The sequence below is a fragment of the Marinomonas pontica genome, from assembly GCF_036322735.1.
In the GTDB taxonomy this organism is placed as follows: Bacteria; Pseudomonadota; Gammaproteobacteria; order Pseudomonadales; family Marinomonadaceae; genus Marinomonas; species Marinomonas pontica.
In genome coordinates this window covers 2,648,609-2,662,154 of record NZ_AP027271.1, presented here as the reverse complement: position 1 = coordinate 2,662,154, position 13,546 = coordinate 2,648,609, and the positions used below count along the sequence as shown (strand labels likewise).

At 43.9% G+C, this 13,546-nt stretch carries 12 protein-coding genes; 7 read left to right on the top strand and 5 right to left on the bottom strand.

What is annotated here, in order from left to right:
• Positions 1–64 precede the first annotated feature (64 nt).
• Both AABA11_RS12530 and AABA11_RS12525 read right to left on the bottom strand, forming a co-directional pair.
• On the bottom strand, positions 65–922 hold the full coding sequence (locus AABA11_RS12530; protein WP_338268428.1) for a glucosaminidase domain-containing protein: 858 nt from the start codon (positions 920–922) through the stop codon (positions 65–67).
• A 179-nt stretch (positions 923–1,101) separates the two neighbouring features.
• Positions 1,102–2,073 (bottom strand): glutathione S-transferase family protein, encoded by a 972-nt coding sequence (locus AABA11_RS12525; RefSeq protein ID WP_338268426.1) that lies wholly within the window; start codon positions 2,071–2,073, stop codon positions 1,102–1,104.
• 109 nt (positions 2,074–2,182) lie between these two features.
• Here AABA11_RS12525 and AABA11_RS12520 point away from each other — a divergent pair, with 109 nt between their 5' ends.
• From AABA11_RS12520 to AABA11_RS12510, 3 genes are all read left to right on the top strand, one after another.
• On the top strand, positions 2,183–3,337 hold the full coding sequence (locus tag AABA11_RS12520) for a GGDEF domain-containing protein (protein ID WP_338268423.1): 1,155 nt from the start codon (positions 2,183–2,185) through the stop codon (positions 3,335–3,337).
• Between the two features lie 376 nt (positions 3,338–3,713).
• Positions 3,714–4,445, top strand: a complete 732-nt coding sequence (locus tag AABA11_RS12515; protein WP_338268422.1) for a TetR/AcrR family transcriptional regulator — start codon at positions 3,714–3,716, stop codon at positions 4,443–4,445.
• Between the two features lie 25 nt (positions 4,446–4,470).
• Positions 4,471–5,088, top strand: a complete 618-nt coding sequence (locus AABA11_RS12510) for a LysE family translocator (protein WP_338268419.1) — start codon at positions 4,471–4,473, stop codon at positions 5,086–5,088.
• Positions 5,089–5,189: 101 nt separating this feature from the next.
• On the opposite strand, the gene upp is transcribed toward AABA11_RS12510, so the two are convergent.
• Positions 5,190–5,846 (bottom strand): uracil phosphoribosyltransferase, encoded by a 657-nt coding sequence (upp, locus tag AABA11_RS12505; protein ID WP_265730118.1) that lies wholly within the window; start codon positions 5,844–5,846, stop codon positions 5,190–5,192.
• A 277-nt stretch (positions 5,847–6,123) separates the two neighbouring features.
• Here upp and lon point away from each other — a divergent pair, with 277 nt between their 5' ends.
• Both lon and AABA11_RS12495 read left to right on the top strand, forming a co-directional pair.
• Complete coding sequence (lon, locus tag AABA11_RS12500; RefSeq protein WP_338268416.1) at positions 6,124–8,562, top strand: endopeptidase La; 2,439 nt, start codon at positions 6,124–6,126, stop codon at positions 8,560–8,562.
• Between the two features lie 134 nt (positions 8,563–8,696).
• Positions 8,697–10,076, top strand: coding sequence for an MATE family efflux transporter (locus AABA11_RS12495; protein ID WP_338268414.1), 1,380 nt, complete (start codon positions 8,697–8,699; stop codon positions 10,074–10,076).
• A gap of 11 nt (positions 10,077–10,087) precedes the next feature.
• Here the strand turns inward: AABA11_RS12495 and AABA11_RS12490 are convergent, their stop codons facing one another.
• Positions 10,088–10,852 carry a TlyA family RNA methyltransferase gene (locus tag AABA11_RS12490; protein WP_338268412.1) on the bottom strand — a complete coding sequence of 255 codons (765 nt, stop codon included), beginning with the start codon at positions 10,850–10,852 and terminating at the stop codon, positions 10,088–10,090.
• Positions 10,853–10,973: 121 nt separating this feature from the next.
• Between AABA11_RS12490 and AABA11_RS12485 the strand changes: the two genes are divergently transcribed.
• A complete protein-coding gene (locus AABA11_RS12485) occupies positions 10,974–11,813 on the top strand; it encodes a sulfurtransferase (RefSeq protein WP_338268409.1) in 840 nt (279 codons plus the stop codon).
• Between the two features lie 60 nt (positions 11,814–11,873).
• Here AABA11_RS12485 and AABA11_RS12480 read toward each other — a convergent pair whose 3' ends face one another.
• On the bottom strand, positions 11,874–12,191 hold the full coding sequence (locus tag AABA11_RS12480) for a hypothetical protein (RefSeq protein WP_265730122.1): 318 nt from the start codon (positions 12,189–12,191) through the stop codon (positions 11,874–11,876).
• A gap of 169 nt (positions 12,192–12,360) precedes the next feature.
• On the opposite strand from AABA11_RS12480, the gene AABA11_RS12475 reads away from it, so the two are divergent.
• Entirely contained in the window at positions 12,361–13,530 is a 1,170-nt protein-coding gene (locus AABA11_RS12475) for a nucleotide sugar dehydrogenase (protein WP_265730123.1), read from the top strand.
• Positions 13,531–13,546: the final 16 nt, after the last annotated feature.

Genomic DNA, 13,546 nt, shown 5'->3' with positions numbered 1-13,546 from the left:
ATTAAGGTAATTTCGCAACAATACATTGAAATTTAGACAAAAAAGAATAGGGAAAGCGCTACTTTTACTCAGGCTTTGATTGCGTGCGGTTGAACCGCCAAAGTTTATTGTAGTTAATCAGACCTTCTATCTCGTCAACGTAGGCTTGACCTCGTTGCGAGTAATGTTCCAATCCATGAACCAAGGCAAGACCGGTAATCACTTCTTTGTCTTTTCTCAATTGTGCGCGCGCTGCTCGGAGTTTTTTGTAGGCGCCGTTGGTGTTTAAGTTGTCGATATAGGCAAACACAGATTCTCGGGCATCATTAAACTTTCGTACTTCATGATCGGCATCTTCGTTTCGAGATTCAGGGACCAGGCCGCAGCCTTTTCTAAAGCACCATTGACCAAAAAAGTTGTTACCTTTGGTGGCAAAGCGTGAGGTTCCCCAAGCCGATTCATTGGCCGCTTGAGCCAGTACCAGCGAAGCCGGAATGATATCAAGTCGGTTCAATAAAGCGATTAAGTCGTCTTTTGTGTAGTTGTCCAGTTTTTCAAGTTTGTGGTTTTGGCGAAGTGTGCTGACCCACTTTTTGTTTTTCGTAGACAGCTTCTTATTGCTGTTGAGTAAAGCCGTTAAACGTTCACGATCTTTTAAAATCAGGGTGTTTTTTTCGTTAACAAATGGGGTTAAAAACTCAAAAAACGCTTTTTTACGTTCTTTAATATCGGTTATAGCCGAGAAATCAGGGCTCTTTGTTTTTACTGGATGTGACTTAAAGTAGCTTTTTTCGTCCGGCGTGGCTTCTCCAGAATCTTCATTTAATTCTGTCACTCTGTCATCAGAGGAGGCGTCTTCTGAAGGGCTTTTGAATGGACCTGCTTTTATCCACAATATGAACAAGAGGGCAAAAGAAACGATCCAAAGAATTTTTTTGTTCATAAGTAACCACAAGTCTCAAACGTTTATATCCTCGTTATGATTATCTATTCAGATAATGCTTCCAAGGAAAAGAAGTCGATACGAAAGTGAGCCTATTATCCTTAAAAAGGCTCAACTTTAATAGACTTTAGCTTAGGCTTCTTTAATTTGCCTTAATTCCTCTTCTTGTTGTAAAGACGTCAGACAAAAAGGCTCGCAGGTCCAATGGGAACCACTTGCGTTGGGTTGATGTTTTTGTGGCTAAAATAATAGTGGCGTTTTATGTGTTGTAAGTTGACTGTGCTTGCAATGTTCGGCCAATGGTACAAGCGTTTTAAATACGCATTGAGTTTGGGGTAATCCAAAATGCGTTTCATATTGCATTTAAAATGCCCGAAGTAAACGGCATCAAAGCGAATCAGTGTGGTGAATAGCCTCCAATCGGCTTCGGTTTGTTCTTCACCAACTAGATAGCTATTGGTGGATAGTTGTTCTTCCAAAAAGTCGAGCGTATCAAAAAGTGGAACGAGCGCTTCTTCGTAGGCTTGTTGGGTCGTAGCAAAACCACATTTATACACGCCATTGTTCAGGGTGTTGTAAATGCGGTCATTAATTTGATCTATTTGATCCGCTTTTTCGGCAGGGTAAAAGTTCAGCGTGTTATGGGTGATGTCATTGAAAGCGCGATTAAATATACGAATAATTTCCGATGACTCGTTAGAAACAATGGTGCTGCGCTCTTTATCCCATAAAATGGGGACCGTGACTCTGCCGCTGTAATCTGGGTTGGCTTTTGTATAAAGTTGATGCGCATAATCAAATTGATGCAGTGGGTCTTCTATGTGAATGTTGGGGTCAATAAAGTCTGGGTCTTGTTTGAATTCCCAGCCATTTTCAAGCATGTCTGGGTGTACGCAACTGATGCTGATAATGTCTTCTAGCTGTTTGAGCTTGATAAAAATCAGTGCCCTGTGAGCCCATGGGCAGGCAAGGGAAACGTATAAGTGATAACGACCTGTTTGTGCCGGAAAGTGTGTTGGGTTGTGTGCGTCGTATTCGCCTTCAGGGTAGATCCAGTTGCGAAAAGCGGACTCGCTGCGAATGAACTTGCCTTGGCTGGCTTTAGTGTCGTACCACTGGTCTGCCCATTGGCCATCTATCAGTAATCCCATCGTTTTTTCCTCAAATTAGATTTCCTACTATTATTAATGAAATTGAATCGTTTTCGGGGCAATATATTGATCGTATTTAATCGAATGATTCGATGGGTTTTATTTTTTTATGTCTGAACGTTTAGGTTCACTGTTGGTTCCGTGCTGCATTTTACTTGTTAGTGTTTATGCTAGTTTGTATGTGGGGCTGCTGCCACCGCTCTGGTTTAGTATTTTACCGTTACTTCCTCTTATTTTGGCTGGCGTCGCTATTTTATTGGCTTGGCACTTCAATAAAGGCCGAGTGCTGATTCTAGTGTTGCTGTTATTGATCCCTAAATTGTATGGTGACTCTGATCAAGACGCCTCGTTGACAGCGTATTTAGTGGTCTCATGCTTTTGTATTGCTTTACTGGGTTTTATTCCCGAGCGCGGCTTTTTTAATCGTTTTGCGGTCAATCGTATTTTGTTCGTCGTTATGTTGGTTTGTTGGTGTTATGCCATTGAACGCCGCTGGGTCTCATTTTCGTTTTTGGATTATGCCTTTTTTCACAGTTCGTTCACCTGGTCTACTGTTTTGCTTTGGTGTGTATTGTGTCTAAGTACCACAGCCATAGGTGCTGCTTGGTGGCTGAGCGGCGATACGTTCAGGGCGAGTGGGTTGATCAGCATTATTTGCTTGTTAATCATCAGCCATTTTGTGTCCTCTGATACCCAATTTGATGCATTGTTGTCTGCTCAATTTTTGTTGTGGATTTGGTTTTTATTGATGGAAAGCCATCGTATGGCTTATCTGGATGATATGACCCGATTGCCAGGTCGGCGGGCATTAAATGAACAGTTGGTTGGTTTGCCTAATCAGTACGCTATTGCCATGGTGGATGTGGATCATTTTAAGAAATTTAATGATACCTACGGCCATGATATGGGGGATAAGGTGCTGAAAACGGTGGCATCCCAATTGAAACTGTTTGCTTATCCGGGGCGCGCCTTTCGATATGGCGGTGAAGAATTTACAGTGGTGTTTCGAGGGAAGCATCTTGCTGAGTCGGAAAAAGCATTGGAACTGGTTCGTGAAAGTATTGAGGAAACCTTGGTTGAAGTGTTTGATCCCAAAAAGAAGCGGGATGTGGATGTGAATGTAACGGTGAGTATTGGTGTTGCTTTTGCGGCGCTCGCGGAGTCTCCGGATTCGGTCCTTAAAAGAGCCGATGAAGCATTATATCAGTCGAAGAAAAAAGGCCGAAATCGCGTTTCTAAGTCTTTGCAGCCCAAGAATGTGTAAAATTTCAAATTAATTGATCGATCGGTCAAGTTTTTTTGCTTTGATCTATTGCACTGTGATTACAGCTGTCTATAATCAGTGTCATACTTTTTTATAAAGCCGTGTTTATTGGCAGACCATTTCGATGAGGTTGATCGATAGACGCGGTTTTGAGTCACTGAATCCAGTGGCTTGTGATGGGTGACACCGTCCATTAAGAACATTGAGATAGCCAATGTGTATTTGGTATCTTAATCACAGCGCCAACGTGGTGTAGCAGTTAGCCTAGTGACGAATGCCTATAGTCACGAACGTCTCTGCTGCGAGGGGAAATGGGGAGCTTCGGCTCCCTTTTTTTATGCAAATTTTGCTTATACCTTCGTGGCAATTACAAAGAATGTTATTCTTTTGTTGTGCCGTTCAGGATGGTAAGTCGGCATTGACGTTTTCCCCTTTTAGTAAATATTCGATCAGCGAGGCTAAACCTTTGTCCGACGTTAAACGACCAAAAGATCAGTTAAAAGCGCACATCAGAGCGCAAAATCAAGCTCTTATTCTTGAAACCTCAGAACGCGTGTTTGCGCGACAAGGGTTGGCAAAGACCACGACTCAGATGATTGCCGACGAAGCAGGATTGCCGAAGGCGAATGTGCATTATTATTATCGCTCTAAGAAAGACCTTCTTGAAGCGGTGTTGGAACGAATTCTAAGGTTATGGTTGGATTCTGTTAGTGAGTTTACGGTGTCAGAAGGGCCAAAACAGAATCTGACACGATACATTAGTGAGAAGGTAGACCAGTCTAGAGCAAATAAAAATGCTTCTAAGATTTTTGCTATGGCATTAATTGGTGAAGAAGCGTTCGTTCTCGAGTATCTTAGACGCTACTTTGTGACGGAGCTGAGTCGCGAAAAATCGACAATACAACAGTGGGTGGAAGAGGGGCTTATTCAGCCAGTTTCCACTGAGCATCTGTTTATTAGTATTTGGGCTATGACGCAAACGTACGCAGACTTTGACGCGCAAGTAAAAATTATGCTGCAAAAAGACGAGCTAGAAGAAAGCGATTATGATGAGGCAAAGCAATTCATCACGCGAATGGTTCTCGCAGGTTGCGGCGTGGTTGGGTAATTCATAGAAGGCATGAGGGCTGGTTATGACATTAGAAAGTGGAATTACGTTTTTTCTCGCCATTTTTATTTTTAGCATTACACCTGGTCCTGGTGTGTTTGCCATATTGGCACGAAGTATGACAAAAGGTGTGCGAGCGTGCGTGTCTTTGAGCTTGGGCATGGTGTTGAGTGACATCATTTACTTAGTGATGGCGTGTTATGGCTTGGCGGCGATTGCGTCAACATGGGAAACCGCGTTTTTGGTCATTCGATATGCTGGTGCTGCTTATCTGATGTATTTGGGGTGGAAAATGTGGTTTTCTCCCGTTGCAGACTCGTCACTTGAAAGTGAAGGTGGCTCGAAAGGTGAAATAGCCAGCTTTATCCAGGGCTTTATGATTTCAGCTTCCAACCCCAAAGTCATTTTGTTCTATGTGGCTTTTTTACCGACCTTTATGGATTTGACCGTATTGAGTGGTGCTGACATCATTTTGGCGTCTTTTCTAGCGTTCATTGCGTTGTTTCTTGGTTTGACTATTATTTCCATTGGGGCTTCTCAAGCAAGACGATTGATGAAGTCGGAACGTTCTATGAAATCGTTAAACAAAACAGCTGGTGGCATTATGGCCAGTGCGGGGGCTTTTTTAGCGTTAAAAAGCTAGAAAATAGAGCTGTTTGTATTTTTGCAGTGTTAACGAAACGACAAAAAACGCCCTGCTGAAACAGTAGGGCGTTTTTTGTTGTGAGCTTTTGAAGAGGAGGATCAGCGAGTACCGTAAATACGGTCGCCAGCATCACCTACGCCTGGACGAATATACGCATGGTCGTCTAGACCACGGTCAATCGAGCCAATATACATAGCAACGTCTGGATGCGCTTCTTTAAACGCTTGGATGCCTTCAGGTGCGGCGAATAGGCAAATGAAACGAATGTCTGTTGCGCCCATTTCTTTCATCTTTTCTATGGCCATGATGGCGGAGTTCCCCGTGGCTAGCATTGGATCGACGACAATAATGGTCCGCTCCTCTACTGAGTGAGGCATTTTCAAATAGTATTCAACCGGTTGCTTTGTTTCTGGGTCGCGGTATAGACCAACATGACCAACTCGGGCGCTAGGAGACAGTTTTAAGACGCCTTCGGCCAGTCCGTTACCTGCTCTCATGATGGTAACGATACACAGTTTTTTGCCTTTTAGGACGGGGCACATGGCTTTTTCTAGAGGTGTTTCAATTTCAACGTCAACGGTTTCTAGATCTTGTGTGGCTTCATAACCAATGAGAGTACCAAGCTCTTCAACCAACATTCTAAATTCACGTGTGCTGGTGTTTTTGTCTCGAAGGCTGGTCAGCTTATGTTTTACGAAAGGGTGCTTTACCACATGGATGTCTTGGTAAGCGGTTAGGAGTTCGTCACGAGTCATTGGCCTTTCCTTTTTTAAACTCTACGGGGATATGAACTAAGCGTTTGTGTCTTAATGATGCGTCTTATAATAGCACTAAGTCGGAATTGACCAAATAACTAATCCTGTCTACTAGGTTAAGTTTTGCCTTTAAAGTGAGTAAGTATTTGGGAAAACAAAACAGAGTGTTGTTTTCGTTCAGATCGTCATTACATAGAGAGTATTCCGTTCCATTAACAGCATTCATTTTTTAGCTTGTGCTGTTTTAATAAATATACCGATTTTTGAGATGTTGATTATGAGTAATGACGAACAATACTTAGATGAGCAAACTGAGCATGAAATCATGGAAGAAGATGACGAGGTTGTGATCAGTGACCCTAAAGGCTTGGCATTGCCTGATGATGTGTTGCCTGACACTTTGTTTATTTTACCGATTTCGAGTCGCCCTTTTTTCCCTGCACAAGTGCAGCCAGTCATGGTGGATGCGGATCAGTGGGAAGACACCTTAGAAAGAATTGCAGAGCACCCACAGGCGGCTGTTGGATTGGTTTACGCGGATAAAAAAGCGAAAAAAGCCCCTTCTGTTGATGAGTTTCGTTCTATTGGCTGTGTTGCGAGAGTACATAAAGCTGAAAAACAGAACGATAAATTGACGTTTTTGGCTCAGGGCGTAAAGCGTTTTGAAGTGGTTGAGTGGTTGAGCGAAGACGCGCCTTATTTGGCACGAGTTCGCTATATCAATGATGTGAAATCCAACGACGATGAGTCAAAGGCTTATTCGATCGCAATATTGGATGCCATCAAACAGTTGATTCGTTTAAACCCGTTATTTAGTGAAGATTTAAAACAGTATCTGGGGCGTTTTTCCTTTAATGAGTCTGGGCTGTTGGCGGATTTCGCAGCGTCTATCACCTCTGCCGATGCCGAGGAGCTTTACGATGTATTAGCGACAATTCCTATTCATGCTCGGATGAACTTGGCATTGACGCTTCTTAGAAAAGAGTTGGAAATTGCGCGATTACAAAATGAAATCAGTGCAGAAGTTAACGACAAAATTAGCAAGCATCAACGTGATTTCTTTCTTAAAGAACAGTTAAAAATCATCCAAAAAGAGTTGGGGATTTCCAAAGATGATCGCACTTCCGATGTGGAGACATTCGAAGCAAGGCTGTCAGGGAAAACCTTGCCAAAAGCGGTGGAAAATAAGATCCATGAAGAGCTGCATAAACTGAGTATTTTAGAAACCGGTTCTCCTGAATACGGCGTTACTCGTAATTATTTGGATTGGGCGACGGCTTTACCTTGGGGCGTGCATTCAAAAGACAATCTAGACATAAAACTGGCACGTGATGTTTTGGAATCACACCATGCCGGTCTTGGTGATATTAAAGATCGGATTGTTGAGTTTTTGGCATTGGGGGCGCACCGTGGCGAAATGGGAGGCAGCATTTTGCTTTTGGTCGGGCCGCCTGGTGTGGGTAAAACGTCGATTGGTAAATCCATTGCTGAATCTCTAAACCGTAAATTCTACCGTTTTAGCCTGGGTGGTATGCGTGACGAAGCGGAAATAAAAGGTCATCGTCGCACTTATATCGGAGCTTTACCGGGTAAATTTGTGCAGGCTTTAAAAGACGTGGAAGTTGAAAATCCAGTTATCATGCTGGATGAAATCGATAAAATTGGCTCATCTTTCCAAGGCGATCCAGCGTCGTCGTTACTGGAAGCGCTTGACCCAGAACAAAATGTTGAGTTTTTAGACCATTATTTGGACATGCGTATCGATTTGTCTAAGGCGCTGTTTATTTGTACGGCCAATCAGCTGGACACAATACCATCACCTTTATTGGATCGTATGGATGTGATTCGCCTATCCGGTTACATCGGCGATGAAAAATTAGCGATTGCTAAGCAGCATTTATGGCCTAAATTACTCAAGAAAAATAAGCTGTTGAAGAAGCAGCTGAATATTACTGATGCGGCGTTGCGACATATCATCGAACATTATGCTCGGGAAGCGGGCGTTCGTGGATTGGATAAACTATTGCAAAAAGTCTTGCGCAAGAGTGTTGTTGAGTTAATGACTGGCGAAAAAGAGCACATCAATGTTGGCGTGAAAGACGTCGAAACCTTATTGGGCATGCCGTATTTCCGACCTGAGAAAACATTGCAGGGCGTTGGTGTGGTGACAGGTTTGGCATGGACATCAATGGGTGGGGCGACCTTGCCAATTGAAGCCAATAAAGTGCATGAGTTGACTCGCGGCTTGAAGCTGACGGGTAAGTTGGGTGATGTGATGAAAGAGTCTGCAGAGATCGCGTATTCTTATGTTTTTTCACATACGAAGAGTTATCAAAAGGCTCCAGAGTTTTTCGATAAAAGTTTGGTGCATTTGCATGTGCCAGAAGGGGCAACACCTAAAGACGGACCAAGTGCGGGTATTTCTATGGCGACGGCATTGCTGTCTTTGGCCAAAGGCGAACCGGTTCGTCGAGGTTTGGCGATGACCGGTGAGCTGACTTTGACAGGGCAAGTGCTTGCTGTTGGTGGTATTCGTGAGAAAATCATTGCCGCGAAGCGCAGTAAAATTAGTGAAGTTATTTTGCCGGAGCCTAACCGTCGTGACTTTGAAGAATTGCCAGAATCAGTGAAAGAGGGCATGACCGTGCATTTCGCAGAACGCTTCACAGATGTGGAAAAAATCGTCTTTAATCGAGGAAATAATCATCTTCACTGATGCGTCTATGACCCAGGCGTAAAGTAAGCGTTTTCTCGCAACGCCATACATGAGAAAATGAAAAACCAGACCACAGCAATGTGTCTGGTTTTTTTATGTTTTTTGCGCAAATGCGACACTTTTAGGGGATAAGAATGCCTGCTCCGGCAAAACTGACACAAGGTTCCACGTTCAAACATGTCGTTAGCATGTCTGCTACCGGGGCGTTTGGCCTAATGTGTATGTTTTTGGTCGATCTGGTCGATATGCTTTTTCTGTCTATGTTGGGCGAGAAAGAAGCGGTTGCTGCTGTTGGGTTTGCAAGTACAATAATGTTTTTTACGATATCGCTAAGTATTGCGGTATCGATTGCGGCCACGGCGTTAGTGTCGCGGGCGGTGGGTGAAGGGCAAATTGAATTAGCGAAGCGCCGAGCCGTCAATGTCTTGGCGTTTGGTGTGTTTTTTTCCACGGCGGTGGTGTGGTTTTTGTGGCCAAATATTCCTCATATCCTCTTATATATCGGGGCAACGGGTAGAACGCTGGATTTGGCGACTGGGTATTTACAGATCTTGGTAGTGGGCATGCCTGCGGTGATGATTGGTATGATCGGCTCTGGGATCATGCGCGCGTTGGGAGATGCTCGTCGCGCAATGTACGCCACCATGGTGGGTGGTTTGGTTAATGCGGTTTTGGATCCTATTTTTATTTTTGCTTTCGGGTTGGGCGTGCAAGGTGCGGCCATTGCTTCTTTGATTGCGCGATTTTCCATGGTCGCAGTGTCTTATTATGGCGTTGTGCATATTCATAAAATGTTGGGTGAGTTTGACCTGATGGATTTTTTTGAAGACGCTAAATCGATTTCTGTCATTGCGGTTCCGGCAATGCTAACGAATATGTCGTCTCCATTAGCGAATGCGATTGTCATGGAGCATACTTCTTCTTTTGGTGATGATGCCGTTGCGGCGGTGGCCGTGATTGGTCGTGTAATACCGGTTGTGTTTGGTGGTATTTTTGCTTTGTCTGGGGCCGTTGGGCCAATATTAGGGCAAAATTATGGCGCCGGGCGCTTTGATAGGATGTACAGCGCGATCAGTAGCGCTGTGGTCTATGCTCTGGGTTATTGTTTGATATTGTGTTTTTTCCTGTATCAAATTCAAGACTGGTTGGTGGATGTCTTTCATGCCACGCAAGGCAGTGCGGATTTGATTCGTTTTTTCGCGACTTTTGTGTCGTTCAGCTTTTTCTTTCAGAGCCTTTTGTTTATTGCGATCGCGGTGTTTAACAATTTAGGTAAGCCATTAAATAGTACGTTGTTGAACTTTGGACGTGCGACGCTGGGAACCTGGCCATTGATTACTTTTTTCTCCCTTTTTATGGGGGCGGAAGGGATCTTGTTTGGTCAGGCTGTGGGCTCGGTTATTTTCGGTAGTTTGGGCTTTTATATGGCACGAAATTACATTCATGAACTGGAAGAGAAGGAGGCACGCGATATTTTGCCAAATAGCCTCCATCAATATGATGAAATTATTTAGGTTGTGATCGCTTAAGCTTGTTGTTTGATTGCCCAAAGCAAAAACTCTTGATTGCCATCACCGCCCTTTATTGGGCTGTCTATATAACACTTCACTTCAAATCCTAACGTTTTCACAAACGCTTGCATGTCCTTGGACAGCGTTTCGATGCGTTGCTTGTCTTTGACTATACCTCCCTTGCCAATAAACTCTTTTCCCACTTCAAACTGCGGCTTAACGAGTGTGATTAAATGCCCAGTATCCCTGAGTAAATTGGGGAGTTGGGGCAATATTTTAGTCTGTGAAATAAACGACACATCCATAACCGCGAGGTCAAAGCCGCTTTTTGGTAGGTGTTGATGCAGGTCTTCGGCGCAAAGGTGACGAGCATTTATACCTTCTAAACAGGTGATGTTTGGGTTGTTTCGTAAGCGAGGGTCCAGTTGGCCATGTCCGACTTCTACGCCTACCACGTGAGCAGCGCCATGTTGAAGGACGCAATCGCTAAAGCCTCCGGTAGATTGGCCGATATCTAGTACATGAAAACCACGAATGTCGAGCTTGGTGTAGTCTAAAGCGCCTTCAAGTTTCAGCGCGCCACGAGAGACATATTTGTCTGTGTCACTTATCTCAACGTGGAGTTCTGTGTCTGGTGACAGTTTCAGGCTCGGTTTGGTGACGGTTATCCATTGCTGATCTTGTTTGTAGCTGACGCGCCCTTCACTGATAAAGGTTTGAGCTTGAGAGCGTGATTTGGCTAGGCCTTGCTCTGTGAGGATTAGGTCAATACGTAACATAAGAAACTCGGCAATGAAGTAATTGTCGCGGATGTTAGCAAAAATTGAATAATCAAAGTAGATTTTAACGAAACAGAGTGCGCCTATTTTATTATTCTTAATGATTGTCTGAGGAAAGCCTGTGCTATTAAAAACGCTAATAAATACAAACGAACTGGCCGCATTGCTTGGGCTTTCGAATGTGGTTGTTTTAGATTGTCGATTTTATTTAACAGATCACGCCAAAGGTAAGTCTGAATACAATATTGGCCACATTCCTGGGGCCATTTTTGTGGATGTTCACCATGAACTGGCTGCAGTGGAAACGGAGGTGACAGGGCGTCATCCATTGCCTGATGAAGCGATTTTTGCTCGCCAGTTACAGACTTGGGGAATCAATTCTGACACTCAAGTGATTGTGTATGATGATATGGGTGGCGCGATTGCAGCGCGCGCATGGTGGATGCTGTGCCAGCAGTCGATCAACGTACGCGTGTTGGATGGTGGTTTTCCTGCTTGGGTGCGCGAAGGCAAGGATGTGTCGACTGAGCCGAATGTGGGAGTGGCAACGCAAGATAAAATAGAGGTTTCGTTTCCTTGGGCGATCAGTGAGCAAGTTGTTGTTGAAAATTTTGAGACCAATCAATTTCAATTGGTGGACGCTCGAGCGTCAGATCGTTTTAACGGTGAAAACGAGAACATAGACCCGATCGCCGGCCATATACCAGGAGCGATTAATCGCCCATTTTTAGACAACCTTGATGCGGATGGAAGCTTTAAACCGGCCGAGCAATTGCATGTTGAGTGGCAAGACTGGCTGACAGAGGAAGGTGATGCGTATGTGTATTACTGCGGCTCTGGTATAACCGCTTGCCATAATGTATTGGCGCTAAATTATGCGGGGATTGAAGCGAAACGAGTCTATGTAGGATCATGGAGTCAGTGGTCGAAGCGAATGATGCGTGCGATGGCCGAGTCTTAGTGTCGTTAAATTAGCCCCTGTTGATAATATTAGGGGCTAATTGTAACGGTTGCCAAGCTGCTATTTGGGGGTTGAGCCTGCTATGAATATTTGTACTTGTTGATGAGAGTCTCCCCATATATGCGATTTAATGGCGAGGAGTAAGTGTTCTGCCTCTTTTGAAGACACAATGCCATCAATTAGTTGAATGCCTATTCCTTCTTGTGTGAAGAAAAAATGCCACGTGTGTTTGTCGATGATTGCCTGGCCTTCGCCATTGTTATAGCTGACTTGTTGGAAAGGGTAGTCGCTGGGAATAAAGCAGGAAAGTTCTTGGCCTGAGGTGCCATAGTTCAGATCAGGGATGTAGCCTTGACGATCGACCAATTCAAATTTCATATGGAACTCCTTGTTTTTTATTAAGATTAGCTGAGGTGTTCACTGTTTGCTGTCTTTCTTAATGCAATTCATAAAAAAAGCACGATTAGGCATTTTTAATTATGATGCAAGCTGTAAAATAGCGTCTTTTGAATTCGATATCTATCTTTAAAATAAAGGACAAGACTGAATGAAAATCGCGGTAGCTGGAACCGGGTACGTTGGTATTTCAAACGCTTTGTTATTGGCTAAGCACAATCACGTTGTTGCGCTGGATATTGTTGCTGCCAAAGTGACGATGCTAAATAACAAGCAGTCGCCTATTGAAGATCATGATATCGAGCGTTATCTCGCCGAAGAAGAGCTTGATTTTGTTGCTACCTTGGACAAAGAAGAGGCCTACGTTGGTGCGGATTTTGTTATCATTGCAACGCCTACCGATTACGATCCGCAGACCAATTATTTCAATACCAGCCATGTAGAATCCGTTATTCAAGATGTTATTCGCATCAACCCTAATGCGGTGATGATCGTGAAATCGACCGTTCCGGTTGGCTTTACTCAGTCAGCAAGCGAGCGCTTTTCAACGAATAATCTTTTATTTTCACCTGAATTTTTACGTGAAGGCAAAGCCCTGCACGACAATTTATACCCGTCTCGCATTATTGTGGGCGAGGTTTCTGATCGTGCTCAAGTGTTTGCTGATTTATTGGTGCAGGGGGCGGAGAAAACGAATATTGATGTGCTATTAACAGGCTCTACTGAGGCGGAAGCAATCAAACTGTTTGCGAATACCTATCTCGCGATGCGAGTTGCGTTTTTTAATGAGTTGGACAGTTATGCTGAATCCCATCACCTGAACAGTCGTCAAATTATCGAAGGAGTGGGACTAGACCCACGCATTGGTAATCATTATAACAACCCCTCTTTTGGCTATGGTGGCTACTGCTTACCTAAAGATACCAAACAGCTGCTAGCAAACTACGATAAGGTTCCAAATAACTTAGTACGTGCCATTGTTGACGCTAATGCTACCCGTAAAGACTTTGTTGCAGAATCGATTTTGAAAAACAATCCCAAAGTTGTGGGTATTTTCCGCCTTGTGATGAAAGTCGGGTCGGATAACTTTAGAGCCTCCGCTATTCAGGGGGTGATGAAGCGCATCAAAGCCAAGGGTGTCGAAGTGGTTGTGTATGAACCAGCTCTCTCCGAGGATCTTTTCTTCAACTCGAAAGTGATTAAGAATCTTGATGAATTTAAAAAAATATCAGACGTCATTGTCGCGAACAGAATGACGGACGATGTTTTAGATGTTGAGTCGAAGGTGTACACACGTGATTTGTTTGGTGTGGATTCTTAATCCTTTCAAGTTTTTA

Excerpts from the sequence above, each read along its gene's own strand:
- AABA11_RS12530 (WP_338268428.1), bottom strand. The coding sequence starts at position 922 with ATGAACAAAAAAATTCTTTGGATCGTTTCTTTTGCCCTCTTGTTCATA.
- lon (WP_338268416.1), top strand. The coding sequence starts at position 6,124 with ATGAGTAATGACGAACAATACTTAGATGAGCAAACTGAGCATGAAATC.
- AABA11_RS12520 (WP_338268423.1), top strand. The coding sequence starts at position 2,183 with ATGTCTGAACGTTTAGGTTCACTGTTGGTTCCGTGCTGCATTTTACTT.
- upp (WP_265730118.1), bottom strand. The coding sequence starts at position 5,846 with ATGACTCGTGACGAACTCCTAACCGCTTACCAAGACATCCATGTGGTA.
- AABA11_RS12495 (WP_338268414.1), top strand. The coding sequence starts at position 8,697 with ATGCCTGCTCCGGCAAAACTGACACAAGGTTCCACGTTCAAACATGTC.
- AABA11_RS12510 (WP_338268419.1), top strand. The coding sequence starts at position 4,471 with ATGACATTAGAAAGTGGAATTACGTTTTTTCTCGCCATTTTTATTTTT.
- AABA11_RS12490 (WP_338268412.1), bottom strand. The coding sequence starts at position 10,852 with ATGTTACGTATTGACCTAATCCTCACAGAGCAAGGCCTAGCCAAATCA.
- AABA11_RS12525 (WP_338268426.1), bottom strand. The coding sequence starts at position 2,073 with ATGGGATTACTGATAGATGGCCAATGGGCAGACCAGTGGTACGACACT.
- AABA11_RS12515 (WP_338268422.1), top strand. The coding sequence starts at position 3,714 with ATGTTATTCTTTTGTTGTGCCGTTCAGGATGGTAAGTCGGCATTGACG.
- AABA11_RS12475 (WP_265730123.1), top strand. The coding sequence starts at position 12,361 with ATGAAAATCGCGGTAGCTGGAACCGGGTACGTTGGTATTTCAAACGCT.
- AABA11_RS12480 (WP_265730122.1), bottom strand. The coding sequence starts at position 12,191 with ATGAAATTTGAATTGGTCGATCGTCAAGGCTACATCCCTGATCTGAAC.